An 18,636-nucleotide genomic window follows, 5' to 3' on the forward strand; every position below is an offset into this window, starting at 1 on the left:
GTCGTCAGGGGGGAATTGTGAGAACGCTTTCTTACGTCCGTTCACTATCAACTCCCCATGAGCATCACGACCTCACGTCACGTCGCCCGCGCCGTGGCGGTCGCCCTCGCGGCGACCCTCCCGTGCGTCTCCCTCGCCCCCTCCGCCGACGCCGCCCCCGCGCCCTCCCGGGCCGCGACGGCCGGCCCCCGGATCCACGGCGGCCTCGTCGACATCCCCGTCCGCGGCGGCACCGCGACCGTCGACACCGCCACCCTCCGGGTGACCGCCCGCACCGCCGGCGGCGGCACCGCCGAACTCTCCGCCCCCGCCGCGGGCGCGCTCGGCGCCCCCGGCCGCGTCACCGCCACCGCCGACGGGGCGCGCTGGGACTACCCGCATACCGGAATCGCCGTCACCGCCCGGGCCGACCACGGCCGGCTGCTCGCCACGATCAAGGCCGGCGGCACCGCCGACACCACGCTGAACTGGCCGGTCACCGGCGGCGACCGGGCCGCGTCCAGCCTCCAGCTCGCCCGCGGCGAGGGGCTGTCGCTGCCCGTCGCCGACCCCTTCTGGAACTCCCCGCGCGCCGGTCTCGTGGACGGCGAGACGGCCGTGGACTCCGGCCTCTCGCTGCCCCTGTGGGGGTACGGGCTCGGGCCGGGCCGCGGCGTCGGCTACCTGGTGCCCACCGACATCGGCACCACCCTGCGCGTCACCTCCGAGGGCGGCCGGCTGCGGACCGCCGCCGCCCACCGCTTCTCGCGCGGCGAAGGCACCACCGAGTACACCGTCGCCTTCGCCCTCACCGACGGCTCCCCGGTCGCCCCCGCCCGCGAGTACCGCGCCTGGCTCGCCGAGCACGGGCAGCTCGGCAGCCTCCGCCGCAAGGCACAGGCCCTGCCCGCCACCAAGAAGCTGCTGGGTGCCTTCCACGCCTACACCTGGGGGCAGGCCCGCACCGCGGACGGCGTCCGCGCGCTGCGCGCCCTCGGCGTGGACCGGATGTGGCTCGGCTACGACGCCGACGACACGCCGATGGACGCCAAGGCGGTCGCCGCCGCCAAGGAGGCGGGCTACCTCGTCGGCCCCTACGACTCGTTCGCCAACGGCCAGGACCCGAAGACCTCCGACGCCCCCACCTCCGTCTGGCCCGGCACCGTGTACCCCGACTTCTGCGTCCGGGGCGCCGACGGCAAGCCGGAGCCCGGCTTCCACGACCGCGGCTGCTACCTCAGCTCCGAGGCGTTCGAGAAGGCCGAGCCGGGCAAGCACCACCTCGCCGACCGCACCCGTGCCATGACGAGGAACGGCGCCGACAGCTACTTCCTCGACGTGGACGCGGCCGGGGAGCTGTTCCGCGACCACAGCCCGGCCCACCCGATGACCAAGGCCCGCGACCGCGCCAACCGGCTGGCCCGGATGGGACGGCTCGCCGGCCACGACCGCCTCGTCCTCGGCTCCGAGTCCGCCGGCGCCTGGGCCAACGGCGTCCTCGCCTTCGACCACGGCTCCGGCACCCCGGTGGCCGACGGGCTGTGGAAGGCCGAGCGCGACAAGGAGAAGTGGGGCGGCTACACCCCCGCCAAGGCCCCCGGGATCTTCTTCAAGCCCGCCGAACTCCCCGCCGACGTCGCCAAGGCGATGTACGACCCCGCGTACCGCGTCCCCCTTTACGAGACGGCCCTGCACGACTCGCTCGTCAACACCGAGCGCTGGGAGCTCCCGTACGACAAGCTGCCGAAGCAGAAGACCGCGCGGGCCCTGCTCGCCATGCTCTACAACACGCCGCTCAACTTCGTCCTCGACGGCCCGTCCGTCAAGGAGCGGGGCGCCGAACTCGCCGCTCTCCAGCGGTACTTCTCGCCGCTGCACAAGGCGGCGGGGACGGAGGCGATGACCGGCTTCCGCACGCTCACCGGCGACCGTACGGTCCAGCGGACGGTCTTCGGCGACGGTGTCCTCACCGTGACGGCCAACTTCGGCACCACGGCGTACCAGGGGCTGCCGGGCGGCTGCGTGGACGCCGAGCTGAAGGGTGACGCGAAGCCGCGGCGGCTCTGCCCGGCGGACGTCAACCGGTAGCGGGTACGCGCGGAGGTGCCCGGCGCCCCCGTGCGTCAGACGGGCCGGCCCGCGTGCGCCGTCAGGGTCCGGAGGATCTGCCGCGCCTCCGTCCACAGGACGGCGCCGCCGATGCCGGGCACGACGTGCCGGACGGCTCCGGGGATCCGCGCGGTCAGGCCGCGTCCGAGGTCGGGGGAGTGGCCGGTGTCCTCCGCGCCGTACCAGACGTCCACCGGCACGGTGACGGACGCCAGACCGATCCCCCAGCGCCCCATCGCGAGGACGGTGTCCCGGGCGTAGCCCGCGGCGCCCTGCCGGAAGCCTTCCTCCAGCGCCTCGCGGTACGCGGCGGCGAACCCCGCCTCCTGGTAGACGGCCAGGTCGCAGACGGGGCTGTGCGCCATGACCAGGTCCCACAGGTTCCCCGGGCCGAAGCCGGCGAAGACCCGCTCCGCCGCCTCCGGTTCGCGCACCGAGAGGTCCACGAGGGAACGGAGTTCGGGCGGCAGGGCGTCCGCGAAGCGGGGTTCGGCCACCTCGTCCGCCCCGGCGACCACGGCCAGCGCTCCGGTCACCCCGGCGGCGGCGCAGGCCAGGGCGAAGGGCGCCCCCTGGGAATGGCCGGCCATGGCGGGCCGGCCGAGGCCCCGGCGGGCGGTGAACTCGCCGACGTCCGCGGCGAAGTCCGCGAACGTCCGCCCGGGGGCGGGCGAGGAGGCGCCCAGCCCGGGCCGGTCCAGGGCGATCAGCCGGACGCCCTCGCCCGCCACCGCCCCGGCGGCGAAGCCGAGCCGCCGGCTCGTGCCCGCGCCGGGGCAGAACAGCACCGGCGTACCGTCCGGGGGACCCCACTCCGCCCAGCCCAGCACCCTGCCGTCGGACAGCAGCTCCTCCCCGGTCCGGGCCGGGGGCGTCACCGAGATCGTCATGATCCACATCATGCACACGGCGGCGGGGGCGGGTACGCGGGGGTCGCTCGCAGGTGTTCCCGGTCCTCGGCCCGTGAGCGGGCAGGCGGCCCACGCCGGCCCTGTGTCCGAGGACGCGGGGCGGGCCGGGGCGCCTCTGCGGGTGCCCTCTACCGATGAGGGGCGGACCCCGGGGGGCAGGGGGGCCGCGCGGCGGGTCCGCCCGTACCGCCCGGTGCCGGCCCGGGACCGGCGGCGTCGGGCCCGGGGCCGGAGCCCGGGGACGTCGTGGCCCTCGCCAGGTCGTCCACGACCGCGGACAGGCCACCCGCACGGTACGCGGCACGCTGACGGTGCGCACCCGTCCCGCGGACGGCCAGCCGGTCGAGGAGGGCAGTGGCCCTTTCCAGGTCCCCCAGTTCCTCCAGTGCCGCACGGATGTGGTCCACAAGCCGCCTGGCGCGTTCGGGTGCGGGCAGCATGCGTCCGGACACGGGATCCAGGCCCAGACCCGGCCAGCCGTCGCGTGCGCTGCGCCAATAGATCCCGCGCAACAGCTCACCGCTCAGCCGCGGGCCGTTGTCGCCGTTCTCCACCAGGCGGGCGCAGGTCACCACCAGACCGCGCACGACGGCCGCCACCGCCGCCGAGTCGGCGGGCTCGGCGAGCACGTCCATGCAGCGGACCTCCAGGGTCGGCAGGTGCGGGTGCGGTCGGACGTCCCAGAACGGGAGTTCGGCGAAGGACACCGCCCCCACCTCGGCCATGGCCGAGGCGACGCGCCGGTAGTCGTCGAAGGACTCGACATACGGCTGCGGCCCCAGCCCCGGAAGGCGCAGGCGGATCACCGACCGCCAACTCGCATAGCCGGTGTCCCGGCCGTCGCGGAACGGTGAGTTCGCGCTCATCTCCACCAGCAGCGGCAACCACGCACGAAGGTGATTGCCTACCAGGGCCGCCACCTCCCGGTCGGGCAGGGACACATGGACATGCAGCGAGCAGATGGCGAAGTCGTCCATCAGCGACCGGAACAGGTCCACACCGGCCCGGTACCGGGGGTGATCGCCCACGGGCACCCTGCCGCCGCCTCCGATCACCGGTGTCCCGGACGGGCAGATCCGCAGGCCCTCCACGGCCGCGTGGGCGGCCACGCTCCGCCGCAGTCGCACCACGTGCGCGTGCAGGTCGTCCATCCTGGTGCACGGCGGGGTCCGCACCTCGACCTGCAAGTCCGTGAACTCGCCGGCCACCGAGTTCCCCAGGTCCCGGGCAGCCCGGCCCGCCACCCGCGGCCCGGCCGGCGCCACGGCACGGGTGTCGGCGCGCACCAGGAAGTACTCTTCCTCCACCCCCACCGTCGGCACCCCGCCGCCGTCCCCCACGCCTCCCGGTGCGGGAGGCCGAGAATCCGTTCCGTGTGCTTCGCCGTTGCCTTCCACCAGGCCAGACTCGGCTCTCCGCCCCGCCCTGTCACACGGACCCCGCAAACGGCCTCCCCCGAACGGGTGGCAGGAGCGGAGCCGCCGTGACGGGCCGCTCCGGCGCGGACCGCGCGGGGCGGCGCCGGACGGGTTCCGCGTTCGCCCCACCGCTCGCTCCGCGCCCTCGGGAACAGCGCCGGCACAGACCGCCGCCGCCGTCCCGCCTCCCGGACCGGGGAAGGGAAACTTCCCGATGCCGTTGTCAGGCCGGCGGCTCCCCGTCCGCCGCCGGGTCCTCCCCGGCGGGGCGGACGCGGGCGCCCGCGTCCGACGACAGGACCGCCTCCACCGTGTCCGCGTCCTCCGCCCGCTTGTCCTCGCGGTAGCGGACGACGCGGGCGAAGCGCAGGGCCACGCCCGCCGGGTAGCGGGTGGAGCGCTGGAGCCCGTCGTAGGCGATCTCGACGACCAGTTCCGGGCGGACCGTCACCACCCACCCGTCGTCGTGCACCGCCAGCTCGCCCAGGCGCCGCGTCTGCCACTCCAGCATCGCGTCGGTCAGGCCCTTGAACGTCTTGCCCAGCATGGCGAACGAGCCGTCCGGCCGCCGCGCGCCCAGGTGCAGGTTGGACAGCTTCCCGGTGCGCCGGCCGCTGCCGCGTTCGGCGGCCAGCACCACCAGGTCCAGGGTGTGCACGGGCTTCACCTTCAGCCAGGAGGCGCCGCGCCGGCCCGCCGTGTACGGCGCGCCGAGGGCCTTGAGGACGACGCCCTCGTGGCCGCGCCGCAGCACCTCCGCCGCGAACTCCCGGGCCGCCGCCCGGGTGTCGGCGTCGGACGGGTCGGCGGCCACCAGCCGGCGGACCCGCAGCGGCTCGGGCACCACCCGGGCCAGCTCGGCGTGCCGGTCCGCCGTGGACAGTTCCAGCAGGTCGCGGCCGTCCACGGCGAGCGCGTCGAAGAAGACCGGCGACAGGGGCAGCCCGCCCGGCGTGGCGGACCGGGTGCCGACCCGGCCGGCGACGTCCTGGAAGGGGTGCGGCCGGCCGGCCGCGTCCAGGCCGATCACCTCGCCGTCCAGGACCGCCGACGTCACCGGCAACTCCCGCGCGGTGGCCGTCAGTTCCGGCAGCCGGTCGGTGATGTCGTCCAGGGTGCGGGTCCAGACGCGGACCTCGGTGCCGTCCCGGTGCACCTGGACGCGGATGCCGTCCAGCTTCTCCTCGACCGCGCACGGTCCGAGCCGGTCCAGCCCGTCGTCGACGTCCTTGGCCGTCTGCGCGAGCATCGGCTGCACCGGGCGCCCCACCCGGAGCCGGAACGCCTCCAGCGCCGCCGGGCCGTCCGCCAGCAGGGCGCGGGCCACGGCGCCCAGCGAGCCGCCGAGCATCACCGCCCGCCGCACCGCGTCCGGCGTCGCGCCCGTCGCCGCCGCGAGGCCCTCGGCGGCCAGCGCGTCCAGGGCGCCCTGCCGCAGCTCGCCGCCGATCAGCCGGAGCAGGAAGCGCTGTTCCTCCCCGGTGGCCCGGGCCAGCAGGGCGTCCACCCGCCGCTTCCGTTCGGCCTGCGCCCCCTTGCCGGCCACGGCCGCGATGGCGGTGAGCGCGGCGTCCACCTCCGCGACGGTCAGCGAGGGCGCACCGGCCGGGGCGGGCGGGTTCCGCAGGGTGCTCCAGCCGAGGCCGGTCCTGCGCTGCGGCAGCCGGCCCGCCAGGTACGGCACCACGAGCGGGCCCTCGACCGGCTCCGCGTCCCGGAACAGCCCGGCCAGCAGCGCCACCTTCGCGGACCGCGCGCGGACCGCCGCCACCTCGGCGGACACCCGGGCGAGCTCGGCCAGCAGCATGTCCCCATCGTGCACCGGGGCCGGCCGGGCCGCAGGCCGGGGTCAGGCGCCGTGCCGCTCCCAGAACGCGCACCGGTGGACCGCCGCCGCGTCCACCGGCCGGATCCGGCCCGCCCCGGGGGCCAGCGACAGCACCCGCGGCGCCCGGCCGCCGAACCCCGGCCACTCCGGGCCCGGGACGGACGTCCGGGCGAACCGCGTCCACGCGTCCGCCATCCGCGCCGACAGCGCCCGCTGCCCGGCCGTGAACGGCACCCGGACGTCGAACAGGTACGGCAGCTCGAAGCCGTGCGCCGCCCCGTACGGGACCTCGGGGACGGTGGGCAGGCCGAAGGCGTTGGGCGCCGACCGGTCGGCGAACTCGTACCCGTACACCGGCACCCGCGCCGCCAGCAGCCGGTCCGCCCGCAGCGTGGTGCACGTCCAGGAGCGGTCGGTGAGGACGGCGGCCCAGGCGAGGGCGGGGGAGGGGAAGGCGCGGGCCGGGTAGTGCCGCTCGACGGCGGCCGCCGCGTCCCCGAAGGAGTCGCGCAGCCGGGCCCGGTAGTCCTTCTCGTCGCGGACGGGGTACGCGGCGAAGGAGTCGGCCACGAAGTACCGCATCTCGTCGCGGTTGGTGCCCTGGACCACCGGCACCCGCCGGAAGCGGCCCGTCCGCAGGGCCCGGCCCGGCTCCTCGGGCAGCAGCCGGTTGCCGTAGGAGACGAGGGAGAACGCCCGCATCAGCTCCGGCGTCGCGAGCTTGGCGGCCGGCAGCGCCCGCAGGCAGCGCAGGGCGTCCGCCGCGCGCCCGCAGCCCAGCCGGCGCGCCGCCGCCTCGCCGGCCGCGCGGGTGTCGCGCTCCCGCGCCCAGGGGGACCACGCGGGCGCGCCGGGCACCACGGCCCCCTTCGGCATGCTCGTCAGACACGACCCGCTCTGCAGCACCGCTCTGTGGAACAGCCCGGCGGACCCCGGCGCGACGAGGTGGGCGCAGGTGCTCAGGGCGCCCGCCGACTCGCCGAAGAGGGTCACCCGCCCGGGGTCGCCGCCGAAGCGGCGGGCGTTGTCCCGGACCCAGCGCAGGGCGGCCCGCTGGTCGGCGAGCGTGAAGTCCGGCGCCCCGCCCAGCCCGGGGTGGCCGAACAGGCCGAAGACGCCCAGCCGGTACTCGACCGTCACCACCACCGCGTCCCCGCGCGTGGCCAGCCGCCCGGCCGGATAGTCGGCGGCCGAGCCGCTGACGAAGGCACCGCCGTGCAGCCAGACCATGACCGGCCGGCCCCGGGCCGGCGCCCGGCCGGCGGGCCGCGTGACGTCGAGCCGGAGGCAGTCCTCGGAGCCGACGGGCACGCCTGTCTTCAGGTCCGCCTGCGCGCAGCGCGGGCCGGACGCCCCCGCGTCCCGTACGCCCCGCCACGGGGGGACGGGCACGGGGGCGCGCCAGCGCAGGTCCCCGATGGGCGGCCGGGCGTACGGGACGCCCCGGAACGTCTCGTACGCCCCGTGCGCGCGCCCCCGGAGGGCCCCCTTCGCGGTGTGGACGACGGGGTCGGCGCGGTGGGGCGCGGCGGCGGCCGGCGCGGGGGCGAGGGCGGTCGCGCAGCCGAGGAGGGCGGCGGCGAGGCCGGCGCACAGGGCGGTGCGACGGTGGCCGGCGGGAAGGGGGTGGGGCATGCTGACGCTCCTTCGGTGGAGGCGGCACCCGGGTCGTACGAGCCTCGGCAGGCGCGCGGGTCTCCCCGGGGTACTGCCCGTTCACCGTGGACCACACGGCGCGCGGATGCGCCGTCGGACGGCGCGAACGGCCGAGCCCGCTGTCCCCCCCCGCCGCACTACCCGGGCCGCGCCGCCTCCCGCTCCCGCCCTGCGGCGTCGCTGATCCGCAGCAGCAGTGCGATCAGCAGCCAGTTGGCGACCAGCGAGGAGCCGCCCTTGGCGAGGAACGGCAGGGCCTTGCCGGTCAGCGGGATCAGCCCCATGACGCCGCCGGCCACCACGAACACCTGGAGCGCCAGCGCCGCCGCCAGCCCCACGGCCAGCAGCTTGCCGAACGGGTCGCGGGAACGCAGCGCCGTGCTCAGCCCGCGCTGCACCAGCAGCGCGTAGACGAGCAGCACCGCCATCAGCCCGGCCAGGCCCAGCTCCTCGCCGACCGTGGTGAGGATGAAGTCGCTGCGGCCGGCGAACCCGATGAGCTCCGGATGACCCCGGCCGAGACCGGTCCCGGAGAGGCCGCCGCTGCCGAACGAGAACAGGGCCTGCGCGGCCTGGTCGGAGATCAGCCCCGGCGGCCGCTGCGCCTTGGGCAGGTAGATGTCGAACGGGTGGAGCCACGCGACGATGCGGCCCTTGACGTGCTGCTCGGTGGAGCCGACGGCGGCGGCCCCGACCACGGCCATCAGCAGCCCGCACAGCACCCAGCTGGTGCGCTCGGTGGCCGCGTAGAGCATCACCACGAACAGCCCGAAGAAGATCAGCGAGGTGCCGAGGTCCCGTTCGAGCACCAGGACCAGCAGGCTCAGCACCCATACGGCGAGGATCGGCGCGAGCTGCCGGCCGGGCGGCAGGCGGAAGCCGAGGACCTTGCGGCCGGTCAGCGCGAGCGCGTCGCGGTGGGCGACCAGATAACCCGCGAAGAAGATCGCGATCATGGTCTTCACGAACTCGCCGGGCTGGAACGACAGCGGCCCCAGGAAGATCCACCGCTTGGCGCCGTAGGTGTCGCCGGGGAACGCGGCCGGCGCCATCAGCAGCACCAGCGCCACGACCATGGTCAGGTAGATGTACCGCTGGAGCCACCGGTGGTCCCGCAGCACCGCGAGGACGCCGACGCAGACGGCGACGCCGATGACCGTCCAGAGCAGCTGGCCGGGGGCGGTGCCGGGGGAGTGGTAGCGGGCCGCGTAGGCGTGGTCGAGCCGGAACAGCAGCACCAGGCCGAGGCCGGACAGCAGGGTGGCCAGCGGCAGGATGAGCGGGTCGGCGTGGCGGGCCCACCGGCGCAGCACCAGGTGCGGCACCAGGGCCAGGCACGCCATCGCGCCGGCGAAGCCCGGCAGGCCGTCCGGGACGTCTCCGGTGGTGGCCAGCCCCGCGTAGAGGTAGCCGAGGACGCTGATCGCGACGGCGAGGCAGAGCAGCACCGCCTCGTACCGGCGCCGCCGTCCGCGCACGGCCGAGGCCGCGGCGGGAACCTCGTCGCCGCCGTCCGCCACGCGTACCGGTTCCACGCTCACACCCGTCATGATGATCGGCCCCGGTCGCGGGAAACGCGGGAGGGCGCACGGTTCCTTCGCAATCCGGTGACTCCCGTCCCATCCTCGACATTCGTTATGTGCACGCCACCAGCGTCACATATCCGACAAGGAGGACTGCTCTCCGGCACTCCGTGGTAGCCCTGCGTCATGATCGGGTCGCCCAGGGTGGCTCAGGGCCGGAGGCCCGCCCCCGGGCGGGCTTTCGCTCCGGTGGCGTAACCGGCCCGGCGCGGCACTGGTTGACCCCTCGGCGGCACGCGGTCCCGCGGGCCGCCGCCCCACCCCGGGCCCGCATGGCGGGCCCCTCGTGACAGGACGGAGAGTGGTTCATGAGCAAGCGCCAGAAGGGCCGCAGGCACCGCCGGGTCAACCGGACCCCGCGGCCGGTCGGCGGCGGCTCGTCGCGCCCGGAGGCCCGCTGGGGAGCTCGGCAGGAGGGCAGGGTGGAGAGCCGGCAGGAAGGCAGGGGGGAGGCGCGGGCGGACGCTCGCGGGGAGGGCGGGGCGGACGTTCGGGTGGGGGCTCTGGCGGAGCCCCGGTCCGAGGCCGGTGCGGGGGCTCCCGCCGCCGCCGGTGCGGACGTCCCGCCGCCCGCGGGCGTACGAGCCCGCCCGGCGGCCGTCCCCGGGCTGGGCCGGCACGAGGCGCGCACCTGGGACGGGCTGCGCTCCCGCGGCGCGGACGGCGCGTCCGTCGACGACCTCTGCGCGGTCGTCGGCTACCAGCCGCGCACCATCCTCAAGCACGTCGCCGGACTGGCCGGCCACGGCCTGGCGGAGCAGCGCGGCGACCGCTGGTACGCGCGGGCGGGCGAGGAGGCCCTGGCCGGGGCGCAGGGCGGCTGAGCCGGTATGCCGGGGTCGCCCGCCGGGGATTCGTTCATCCGCCCGGGTGAATACCCGTGAACCCATGCGGTGCCGAAGTCTGATGATCTACTGTCGCCCGCATGCCCGACATGGATGAGATCATCGGACGGATCCGCCGTGACATGGACACACAGCTGCGCAAGCGCGCGCGGCGGGCGCTCGGCGAGGGGGCGGACCGGGCCGGCTGGTCCGCGGAGACCGGCCCGCCCCCGCCGGGCGTGACCGCGCCCCCGGCGGCCGGGGGCGCGGAGGCGGGCGCCCGGAGACGGGCGGTCGGCGAGGGCGCGGGGTCCGCGGAGGTGCTGACGCGCTGACACCGCGCGCGGCGCTCGTCAGCGCTCGCCTGCGGGCGGGTGCCGGGCAGACGTGCTACGGGCCCGCGTGGGGCGGACGTGGTGTGGGTCCGCATGGGGCGGACGTGGTGTGGGCTCGTGTGGGACGGACGCGCTGTTGGCTCGCGTGAGTGGATGTCGTACGGGCCTGCGTGGGGCCGACGTCGTACGGGCCCGCGTGGCCGTCTCTCGTGACGGTCACGCGGGCCCGGTCGTCCCGTCCGCGCCGCCGCGGGCGGGTGTCGGATCGTCAGGGCCGGGCGGGCGCCAGGGGCCTGGCGCGGCGCGGTCGCCCGCCGGCCGGTCAGCGCCGGGCGCGGGCCCGGCTCACGCCCATGCCCGCCAGGGCGAGGGCGACCACGCAGCAGACGGCGCCGACGATGACGTTGCTGACGTTGGCGCCGGTCGTGAACGCGTGCCCGGACACGACCCAGGGCGAGATGATCGTCCAGGCGCCGATGGCCAGGGCGGCCCAGCTCATGCCGTGGGTGCGTTCGTAGGCGGATCCGAAGCCGCCGACCAGGAGGGCGAAGGCGACACCAGTGATCAGGTTGTTGGCGGTCAGGGTGGAGAAGCCGTTGAAGCCGACGATCCAGGGCGAGGCGGCCAGGTAGACGCCGCACAGCAGGGCGAGGGCCTCCACGGCCTGGGCGGCGGGCATCGCCGTCGTCTCCTCGGAGTGGGCGCGGAGCGCCATGATGTCCGGGTGCTGGTCGATCCGGGGTGACGTATGGGCGGTCACGTCAGCCACCTTCCTTCCCAAACGAGGATTCGGACCTTCTTGTAGTTTAACCGGATTGTGTGCAACTTCACCCGAAAAGAGTTGTGCGTCGGAGAAGTGGCCAATAGTCCGTTCCGGTGACGGGAATCCGCCCGCGCGTACCGGACGCATGTGCGGGGAAGGCATTGCCTTCCGGGGCCGGTGCCCCCGGCCCATCGCACGGCACCTCAGGGGGAGGTACCACCATGGACAACCCCACAGGGCAGGAAGAGCGGGTCCAGCCGCGCATACCGGTCCTCGACACGCCGACGGGCCCCGCGCCCACCGGCCCGCCCGCCCGGCGCGCCGCACCGCGCGGCGAGTACGACGCGGCGGGCGACGAGGAGGATCCCGAGCCGCACATCATCCGCGGCACGGACTGACCACCACCGGCGGACCCGGCCACGGGCCCGCCGGCGCGGGCGAACCCGCCCGCACCCGTCCGCGCCCTTCATCGCCGCCCGCACCCCTCCACTCCGCGAGGACAACGCTCACGGGACGTTCCCCGTCAGGAAAGATCCCCGTGACCCGCGGCACGCCCCGGCCACCGACAACAGCGGTATGCGCGTCGCCATCGTCACCGCGTCGTTCCCTCCGGACGTCAACGGCATCGCCCACCAGACCTGGGAGACCGCCCGGCAGCTGGCGCTCAGCGGCCACGAGCCGCTGGTCGTCGCCCCCGCCCGGCCGTCCGCCGGGTGCCCGGGCGAGACGCCCGATCCCTTCGACGGATGCCGCGCGCCCGTGGTCCGCCTGCCCACACTGCCGCTGCCGGGACACCCCGCCCGGCGCCCTCCGCTGCCCGGCGGACGGCTGGCCCGGGCGCTCGCCGCCCACGGGCCGCACGTCGTCCACCTGGCCGCGGCGGGCCGGCTCGGCGCGCGCGGCCTCGCCGCGGCCGTCCGGCTCGGCGTCCCCGCGGTCGCCGTCCACCTGGCCGGCGCCCCCGGCCGGGGCGCGCTCCGGCCGGCCGCCGCCCGGCGGCGCGCCCACGCCCTGCACCGCGCCGCCGACCGCACCCTCGCGCCCTCGGCGGAAGCCGTCCGCGCCCTGGCCGACCACGGCGTGCCCGGCGCCCACCTCTGGCCGCCCGGCGTCGACACCGAGCGCTTCCACCCCGACCGCCGCGACCTCGAACTGCGCCACGCGCTGGCACCCGGCGGGGAGTTGCTCGTCGGCTACGCCGGCCGGCTCGTGCCCGCCAAGCGGCTGGACCTGCTGGCCCCGGTCTGCGCGCTGCCCGGGGTACGGCTGGTGGTGGCCGGCGACGGGCCGTCCGCCGCCGCCCTGCGGACGGCCCTGCCCGGCGCCCGGTTCCTCGGCTGCCGCCGGGGCGGCGATCTGGCCCGGATCCTGGCCTCCCTGGACGTCTTCGTGCACCCCGGCCGCGGGGAGACGTTCTGCCACACCGTCCACGAGGCGCTGGCCAGCGGCGTCCCCGTCGTCGCGCCCGCCGCCGGCAGCCCGCTGGACCTCGTCCGGCACGCCCGTACCGGCCTTCTCGTCCGTCCCGATGATGCGCTCGCCTTGGTCGAAGCGGTCCTCACGCTGCAGACCCGGCGTCGCCAACGTGCCGATTACGGGATTGCCGCCCGCGCCTCCGTGCTCACTCGCAGCTGGCCGGTGGCCGTCGGCGAACTTCTCGGGCACTACGGGGAGGTGGTGGTGCGGGGGCCGCGGGTGCGGGCGGGTGGGTGAGGTGGCCGCTGTCGCGGCTTCGGTTCGGTGCCGGCCGGCCGGCACCGGTGTTCCGGCCCGTCCGGAGCGGCGGGGTGGTGTCATGCCCCGGCCCCGCCCTTTCACCGTTTCTTCCGGGGCTGCGCCCCGGACCCCCGCATCGCGGCTGCGCCGCGAGGTCCTCAAACGCCGGACGGGCTGGGTCCGCACCGCCTCCCCGGGCCCCGGAACCGCGCTCCGCGCGGTTGTCCTCAAACGCCGGACGGGCTGGGTCGGGCTCGCTGCGTCGTGAGGTCCTCAAGCGCCGGACGGGCTGGATCCGCACCGCCGCGCGGCCGGGTCACGCTCGCGTCACCGTGAAGCGGACCCGCGTGCCCGGTACCGCCTGGGCCGCCGCCGTCAGGGCGGGTTCGGGGACGACGCCGATGACCGGGTAACCGCCCGTCGTCGGGTGGTCGGTGAGGAAGACGACCGGGCGGCCGTCCGGGGGGACCTGGACGGCGCCCAGGACCATGCCCTCGGAAGGGAGTTCGCCGGGGACGGAGCGTTCCAGGGCCGGGCCCTCGGTGCGCAGGCCGATGCGGTTGCTCGCGGGGGAGACCCGGTAGGCGCCGCGGGTCAGGGCGTCCAGGGCCGTCGGGGCGAACCAGTCGGCGCGCGGGCCGGGGACGAGGGGCAGCACCAGCGCGTCGGAGGGGGGCGCCGGGCAGGGGGCCGCGTCCACGGCGGCGGGCGGGCCGCAGGGGGCGCCCAGGGGGAGCACCGCGCCGGCGGTCAGCGGCTCGGGCCCGAGGCCGGAGAGCAGGTCGCGGGAGCGGCTGCCGAGGACCGGGGCGACGTCCACACCGCCGGCGAAGGCGAGGTAGGAGCGCAGGCCGGCGCGTGCCCGGCCCACCTCGACGACCGTGCCCGCCGGGACCCGTACGGGCGCGCCCCAGGCGACTGGCCTGCCGTCCGCCCGTACCGCGCAAGGCGCTCCGGTGACCGCGAACGTGACGGCCGCGCCGACGCGCACGGCGCAGCCGTCGACCGTCGTCTCCAGCGTCGCGTACGTCTCGGGGTTGCCGACGAGCCGGTCGGCGAGCCGGTGGGCGGCGGCGTCGAGGGCGCCGGAGCGGGGGACGCCGAGGTGGGCGTGGCCCGGCCGGCCGAGGTCCTGGACGGTCGTCAGCGCCCCGGGGCGGACGACCGTGAGGGCGGTCATCGGAGCACCTCGAAGCGGACCCGGGTGCCGGGGGCGAGCAGCGCGGCCGGTTCGCGGGCCGCGTCCCACATCACCGCGTCCGTCCGGCCGACGAGCAGCCAGCCGCCGGGGGAGGAGCGCGGGTAGACGCCGGTGTACGGGCCGGCCAGCGCGACCGAGCCGGCGGGGACGGCGGTGCGCGGGGTGGCCCGGCGCGGCACGTGCAACTCCGGTGGCAGGCCGGTCAGATAGCCGAAGCCGGGGGCGAAGCCGCAGAAGGCGACCCGGAAGTCGAGCGAGGAGTGGAGGCGTGGCACCTCCGACTCCGGGACGTTCCAGAGCGCGGCCACCTCGGCGAGGTCCTCGCCGTCGTACCGCACCGGGATCACGACGGGCTCGCCCTCGGCGGGCGGCAGCGGCGGCACGGTCCAGCGGGCGAGGTCGGCCGCGAGGGCGCCCGGGTCGTCCAGGCCGTCGAGCAGGACCGTGCGCGCCGCGGGGACGATCTCGGTGACCGGCGGCAGGGTCCCGGCCGCGCGGCGGCGCAGGAGTTCGGCGTGCAGGGCCTGGGCGGCGGCGGTGTCGGCGACCTCGACGAGCAGCGCGTGCCGCCCGACGCGCAGGGGGTGCGGGGCACTTCCGGTGCGGGCGGCGGTCACGCGAACGCCTCCAGCCGGACGCCCGCGGCCTCCAGCGCCGCCCGCACTCTGCGGGCCAGCGCCGCAGCGCCGGGCGTGTCGCCGTGCAGGCAGAGCGAGCGGGCCCGGACGGCGACCTCCTCGCCGGTGAGCGCGGTGACGGCGGCGTCCCGGGCCAGCCGGACGGACCGGGCGACGACGGCCTCCTCGTCGGTGACGACCGCGCCCCGCTCCCGGCGCGGGACGAGCGTGCCGGCGGCGGTGTACGCGCGGTCGGCGAACGCCTCGGTGACGGCGGGGAGTCCGGCCTCCTCCGCCGCCGCGAGCAGCCGGGACCCGGGCAGGCCCAGGAGGGGCAGCCGGCCGCCCGCCCGCAGCACGCCCGCCACCACGGCGCCCGCCTGCTCCGCGTCGGAGACCGCGCGGTTGTAGAGGGCGCCGTGCGGTTTCACATAGGCGACGTCGCCGCCGGCCGCCCGGGCGAACACCCGCAGCGCGCCGATCTGATAGGTGATCTCGTCGGCGAGTTCGTCCGGCGGTACGTCCATGGCGCGGCGGCCGAAACCGGCCAGGTCCCGGTACGAGACCTGGGCGCCGATGCGAACGCCGCGGGCGACGGCCTGTTCGCAGACGCGCCGCATGGTGGAGGGGTCGCCGGCGTGGAAGCCGCAGGCGACGTTGGCGCTGGTGACGACGGACAGCAGGGCCTCGTCGTCGGTCAGCCGCCAGCGCCCGAAGCCCTCCCCGAGGTCGGCGTTGAGGTCGAGGGCGGGAGCGGGGTGCGTCATGGGCGGTTCTCCAGCATCGTGTCGACGATGAGCTGCCGGGCGTCGTCCAGATAGGCGGTCAGTTCGGCTTCGGCGCGGTCCGGCCGTCCCTCGGCCAGGAACCGCTCGATGGTGCGGTTGCGGATCAGGAACGGCTGGTGGAAGCCGCGCGGCGACGGCATCGCGTGGAAGGCGAGCCGGAGTTCGGCGAGCAGCCGGTCCATCGTGGCGTCGATCCGCGGGCTGCCGCTGAGTCCGGCCAGGGCGCGGTGGAAGCGCAGGTCGGCGGAGGCGACCGCGGGCCAGTCGCCGTCGTCGGCCGCCCACTCGGCCTCCGCCACGGCGGCCGTGACGGCCTCGCGCAGCGCGCGGGGGGCCTGGGCGGCGGCGCGTACCCCGGCGAGTTCCAGGGCGGCGCGCAGCCGGTAGATGTCGGCCACGTCCGCCGGGCCGGGGGAGCGGACGAACACGCCCCGGTTCAGCTGGTGTTCGACGAGGTTGTCGTGGACGAGGAGGCGGAACGCCTCGCGCAGGGTGTTGCGCGAGACGCCCAGGTCCTGGCCGAGGGCCTCTTCCGAGAGCTGGGTGCCGGGCGGCAGGACGCCGCCCTCGATGCGGTCGCGGAGCACGGTGGAGACGCGCTGCGCGGTGGAACGGGCCATGACTTCTCCCGGGGAGAGGGTGACCGGCGTGTGCTCGTGGGAGGGGAGCGGCGCGGCCCGGTGAGGAAAGTGCGGAGGCCGCGCGAGAACCCTTGAGGATTGTTGAACAACATCTTAGCCTCCTCGGCAAGTCGGTTCACGCTTTCTCCCGTTGGGCTCCCCTCGGACGGGGACCGGGCGGGGCTCGACCCCTGCGAAACGACATCCGCGCGGCAAACGCGCGAAGCGAACGGAAGGCGGAGCCCATGCTCGTACTCCTGGGCGTCCTCGTGGTCGTGGCCGGATTCGCCACCCGGCGCAACCCCCTGCTGGTGGTCGGCGTCGCCGGCATCGTCACCGGCCTGCTCGGCGACCTCTCGCCGCGCGAGGTGCTGGCGGCCTTCGGCACCGGCTTCGCCTCCAGCCGGGGCGTGACGATCTTCGCGGTGACCCTGCCGGTCATCGGTCTCCTGGAACGCCACGGCCTGCAGATCCAGGCCCGCCGGCTGATCGCCCGCTTCGCCGGGCTCACCACCGGCCGCTTCCTCGCGCTCTACCTGCTGCTCCGCCAGCTCACCGCCGCGATCGGCCTGGCCGGCGCGTTCGGGCACGCGCAGACCGTGCTCCCGCTGGCCGCGCCGATGGCCGAAGGGGCCGCCGAACGCCGACAGGGCGGGCCGCTGCCCGCGAAAGTCCGGGAACGGATACGTTCCTTCGCCGCGAGCGCCGACAACGTCGGCTTCTTCTTCGGCGAGGACGTCTTCCTGGCCGTCGGGTCGATCCTGCTCATCACCGGCTTCGTCAACACGACGTACGACACCCGGCTGGAGCCGCTGGACCTCGCGCTCTGGGCGATCCCGACGGCCGTCTGCGCCTTGGCCGTACACGGCTGGCGGCTGCTGCGGCTGGACCGGACGCTGCTCGACGCGGGGGCGTCGGGGATGAAGGAGGCGAAGGGGGCGAAGGGGGTGCAGGGAGCCGTCGTTCCCGCCGCCGAGGGGAGTGCGGGCCGGCGGACGGCGCCTGCGGTCACCCGCGACGGCGACGCCGACGGGCGCGCGGGCGGGCCGGCGCCCGTGGCCCGCCGCGCCGTCGACGAGGACGAGAGCCGGACGGCGCCCGCGGCAGCCCTCACCGTTGACGAGGCGGCCGTGGCGGAGACGTCGTCCACGACCGTGCCGCGCGCTGCCGCGCCGCCTACCGCCGGGCCTCCGCCGACCCCCCGCGGAACCGGCTCCGACGCCACCCGGGAGGCCGGACGATGATCAAGGCCGAATGGTTCTTCTGGCTCGTCGGCGGCCTCTTCCTGCTGATGGCCGCCCAGATGTTCACCGATCCCACCAACCCCAAGCGTCGCGGCAGCGCCGCCTTCTGGGGCCTGCTCGGCCTCGGATTCATCTACGCGACCTGGGTGGCGGACGGCAGCGCGCCCCCCGAACCGCTCGGCGCCGCCGTCCTCGTCATGATCTGTCTGGCGGGCTTCGGCCGGACCGGCCGGGGCGTCCGGTCCGCCGAAGAGGCCGAGGCGGAGGCCGCGCGGCGCCGGAAGAGCGCCGACCGGTTCGGCGGATGGCTGTTCCTCCCCGCCCTCACGATCCCCGCCGTCGCCCTGGTGTGCGCGGTCGGCCTCAAGAAGACGCACTGGAACGGGCAGCCGCTGCTCCAGAAGGGCAGCGAGACCATCCTCGGGCTCGGCATCGGCGCCATCGCCGCGCTCGTCGTCGGCATGGTCCTGGTCCGCGAGCGGCGGCCCGCCGAGCCGGTGGCCGCCGGGCGTTCGATGCTCGAGTCGATGGGCTCGGCGCTGCTGCTGCCGCAGTTGCTCGCCACCCTTGGCGCGATCTTCTCCGTCGCCGGGGTCGGCGAACAGGTCCGCCGGATCACCACGGCGGTGCTCCCCGAGGGCTCCGTGCTGCTCGCGGTCGTCGTCTACTGCGCGGGGATGTTCCTGTTCACCGTCGTCATGGGCAACGGCTTCGCCGCGTTCCCGGTGATGACCGCCGCCGTCGGCTGGCCGGTCCTCGTCGAGCAGGCGCACGGGAACGCCCCGGCCGTGCTCGCCGTCGGGATGCTCGCCGGATTCTGCGGCACCCTCGTGACGCCGATGGCCGCCAACTACAACCTGGTGCCGGCGGCCTTGCTCGAACTCACGGACCAGTACGGCCCCATCAAGGCCCAACTGCCCACGGCATTCATCCTGCTCGGGTGCAATATGAACATCATGTACCTATTCGCGGTGTGAGGGGTAAGGGGTCCAGCCGGCGCACGGGCCCCTTACACCGTGCCGTTTCGCCCGATGTCAGACCGAC

General features: G+C 76.1%; 16 protein-coding genes and 1 pseudogene. 7 read left to right on the forward strand and 10 right to left on the reverse strand.

What is annotated here, in order from left to right:
* Positions 1–57: 57 nt before the first annotated feature.
* Positions 58–2,067, forward strand: coding sequence for a glycoside hydrolase (locus ACH4PU_RS11980; RefSeq protein WP_398269783.1), 2,010 nt, complete (start codon positions 58–60; stop codon positions 2,065–2,067).
* A gap of 35 nt (positions 2,068–2,102) precedes the next feature.
* Here the strand turns inward: ACH4PU_RS11980 and ACH4PU_RS11985 are convergent, their stop codons facing one another.
* The 5 genes from ACH4PU_RS11985 to ACH4PU_RS12005 all read right to left on the reverse strand — a co-directional run bounded on the left by ACH4PU_RS11985 (position 2,103) and on the right by ACH4PU_RS12005 (position 9,451).
* Positions 2,103–2,978, reverse strand: coding sequence for an alpha/beta fold hydrolase (locus ACH4PU_RS11985; RefSeq protein ID WP_398269786.1), 876 nt, complete (start codon positions 2,976–2,978; stop codon positions 2,103–2,105).
* A 149-nt stretch (positions 2,979–3,127) separates the two neighbouring features.
* Positions 3,128–4,312: a YbdK family carboxylate-amine ligase gene (locus tag ACH4PU_RS11990; RefSeq protein WP_398269789.1), complete on the reverse strand. Its 1,185-nt coding sequence runs from the start codon at positions 4,310–4,312 to the stop codon at positions 3,128–3,130.
* A gap of 328 nt (positions 4,313–4,640) precedes the next feature.
* Complete coding sequence (locus ACH4PU_RS11995; RefSeq protein WP_398269792.1) at positions 4,641–6,224, reverse strand: ATP-dependent DNA ligase; 1,584 nt, start codon at positions 6,222–6,224, stop codon at positions 4,641–4,643.
* 42 nt (positions 6,225–6,266) lie between these two features.
* Positions 6,267–7,880 carry a carboxylesterase/lipase family protein gene (locus ACH4PU_RS12000; RefSeq protein WP_398269795.1) on the reverse strand — a complete coding sequence of 538 codons (1,614 nt, stop codon included), beginning with the start codon at positions 7,878–7,880 and terminating at the stop codon, positions 6,267–6,269.
* Positions 7,881–8,038: 158 nt separating this feature from the next.
* Positions 8,039–9,451, reverse strand: coding sequence for an FtsW/RodA/SpoVE family cell cycle protein (locus ACH4PU_RS12005; RefSeq protein WP_398269798.1), 1,413 nt, complete (start codon positions 9,449–9,451; stop codon positions 8,039–8,041).
* 341 nt (positions 9,452–9,792) lie between these two features.
* Between ACH4PU_RS12005 and ACH4PU_RS12010 the strand changes: the two genes are divergently transcribed.
* Complete coding sequence (locus tag ACH4PU_RS12010) at positions 9,793–10,308, forward strand: hypothetical protein (RefSeq protein WP_398269801.1); 516 nt, start codon at positions 9,793–9,795, stop codon at positions 10,306–10,308.
* 101 nt (positions 10,309–10,409) lie between these two features.
* Positions 10,410–10,643, forward strand: a complete 234-nt coding sequence (locus ACH4PU_RS12015) for a hypothetical protein (protein WP_398269804.1) — start codon at positions 10,410–10,412, stop codon at positions 10,641–10,643.
* Between the two features lie 322 nt (positions 10,644–10,965).
* Here ACH4PU_RS12015 and ACH4PU_RS12020 read toward each other — a convergent pair whose 3' ends face one another.
* Entirely contained in the window at positions 10,966–11,403 is a 438-nt protein-coding gene (locus tag ACH4PU_RS12020) for an SPW repeat protein (protein WP_185946015.1), read from the reverse strand.
* A gap of 224 nt (positions 11,404–11,627) precedes the next feature.
* On the opposite strand from ACH4PU_RS12020, the gene ACH4PU_RS12025 reads away from it, so the two are divergent.
* Positions 11,628–11,804, forward strand: a complete 177-nt coding sequence (locus tag ACH4PU_RS12025; RefSeq protein ID WP_398269807.1) for a hypothetical protein — start codon at positions 11,628–11,630, stop codon at positions 11,802–11,804.
* A 178-nt stretch (positions 11,805–11,982) separates the two neighbouring features.
* The gene (locus ACH4PU_RS12030) at positions 11,983–13,119 is read left to right on the forward strand and encodes a glycosyltransferase (protein WP_398269810.1); all 1,137 of its coding nucleotides are present in this window, start codon (positions 11,983–11,985) and stop codon (positions 13,117–13,119) included.
* A 319-nt stretch (positions 13,120–13,438) separates the two neighbouring features.
* Here the strand turns inward: ACH4PU_RS12030 and ACH4PU_RS12035 are convergent, their stop codons facing one another.
* Genes ACH4PU_RS12035 through ACH4PU_RS12050 form a run of 4 tightly spaced genes read right to left on the reverse strand, consistent with a single transcriptional unit; the run spans position 13,439 to position 16,348 of the window.
* A complete protein-coding gene (locus ACH4PU_RS12035; RefSeq protein ID WP_398269813.1) occupies positions 13,439–14,302 on the reverse strand; it encodes a biotin-dependent carboxyltransferase family protein in 864 nt (287 codons plus the stop codon).
* Entirely contained in the window at positions 14,299–14,940 is a 642-nt protein-coding gene (locus tag ACH4PU_RS12040) for an allophanate hydrolase subunit 1 (protein ID WP_398269816.1), read from the reverse strand. The genes ACH4PU_RS12035 and ACH4PU_RS12040 overlap by 4 nt, the downstream gene beginning before the upstream one ends.
* Complete coding sequence (locus ACH4PU_RS12045; RefSeq protein WP_398269819.1) at positions 14,937–15,707, reverse strand: LamB/YcsF family protein; 771 nt, start codon at positions 15,705–15,707, stop codon at positions 14,937–14,939. Before ACH4PU_RS12045 ends, ACH4PU_RS12040 begins: the two co-directional genes overlap by 4 nt.
* Complete coding sequence (locus ACH4PU_RS12050; protein WP_398269822.1) at positions 15,704–16,348, reverse strand: GntR family transcriptional regulator; 645 nt, start codon at positions 16,346–16,348, stop codon at positions 15,704–15,706. Before ACH4PU_RS12050 ends, ACH4PU_RS12045 begins: the two co-directional genes overlap by 4 nt.
* 245 nt (positions 16,349–16,593) lie before the next feature.
* Here ACH4PU_RS12050 and ACH4PU_RS12055 point away from each other — a divergent pair.
* Both ACH4PU_RS12055 and ACH4PU_RS12060 read left to right on the forward strand, forming a co-directional pair.
* Positions 16,594–17,247 (forward strand): annotated as a pseudogene (locus tag ACH4PU_RS12055) (DUF969 domain-containing protein); the annotation flags it as partial.
* Between the two features lie 341 nt (positions 17,248–17,588).
* Positions 17,589–18,569: a DUF979 domain-containing protein gene (locus ACH4PU_RS12060; protein WP_398269825.1), complete on the forward strand. Its 981-nt coding sequence runs from the start codon at positions 17,589–17,591 to the stop codon at positions 18,567–18,569.
* Positions 18,570–18,636: the final 67 nt, after the last annotated feature.

It is taken from the genome of Streptomyces sp. NPDC021100 (assembly GCF_044333095.1).
Taxonomy (GTDB): Bacteria; Actinomycetota; Actinomycetes; order Streptomycetales; family Streptomycetaceae; genus Streptomyces.

Excerpts from the sequence above, each read along its gene's own strand:
- ACH4PU_RS12010 (WP_398269801.1), top strand. The coding sequence starts at position 9,793 with ATGAGCAAGCGCCAGAAGGGCCGCAGGCACCGCCGGGTCAACCGGACC.
- ACH4PU_RS12025 (WP_398269807.1), top strand. The coding sequence starts at position 11,628 with ATGGACAACCCCACAGGGCAGGAAGAGCGGGTCCAGCCGCGCATACCG.
- ACH4PU_RS12015 (WP_398269804.1), top strand. The coding sequence starts at position 10,410 with ATGCCCGACATGGATGAGATCATCGGACGGATCCGCCGTGACATGGAC.
- ACH4PU_RS11985 (WP_398269786.1), bottom strand. The coding sequence starts at position 2,978 with ATGACGATCTCGGTGACGCCCCCGGCCCGGACCGGGGAGGAGCTGCTG.
- ACH4PU_RS11995 (WP_398269792.1), bottom strand. The coding sequence starts at position 6,224 with ATGCTGCTGGCCGAGCTCGCCCGGGTGTCCGCCGAGGTGGCGGCGGTC.
- ACH4PU_RS12050 (WP_398269822.1), bottom strand. The coding sequence starts at position 16,348 with ATGGCCCGTTCCACCGCGCAGCGCGTCTCCACCGTGCTCCGCGACCGC.
- ACH4PU_RS12005 (WP_398269798.1), bottom strand. The coding sequence starts at position 9,451 with ATGACGGGTGTGAGCGTGGAACCGGTACGCGTGGCGGACGGCGGCGAC.
- ACH4PU_RS12060 (WP_398269825.1), top strand. The coding sequence starts at position 17,589 with ATGATCAAGGCCGAATGGTTCTTCTGGCTCGTCGGCGGCCTCTTCCTG.
- ACH4PU_RS12045 (WP_398269819.1), bottom strand. The coding sequence starts at position 15,707 with ATGACGCACCCCGCTCCCGCCCTCGACCTCAACGCCGACCTCGGGGAG.
- ACH4PU_RS11980 (WP_398269783.1), top strand. The coding sequence starts at position 58 with ATGAGCATCACGACCTCACGTCACGTCGCCCGCGCCGTGGCGGTCGCC.
- ACH4PU_RS12030 (WP_398269810.1), top strand. The coding sequence starts at position 11,983 with ATGCGCGTCGCCATCGTCACCGCGTCGTTCCCTCCGGACGTCAACGGC.
- ACH4PU_RS12000 (WP_398269795.1), bottom strand. The coding sequence starts at position 7,880 with ATGCCCCACCCCCTTCCCGCCGGCCACCGTCGCACCGCCCTGTGCGCC.
- ACH4PU_RS12035 (WP_398269813.1), bottom strand. The coding sequence starts at position 14,302 with ATGACCGCCCTCACGGTCGTCCGCCCCGGGGCGCTGACGACCGTCCAG.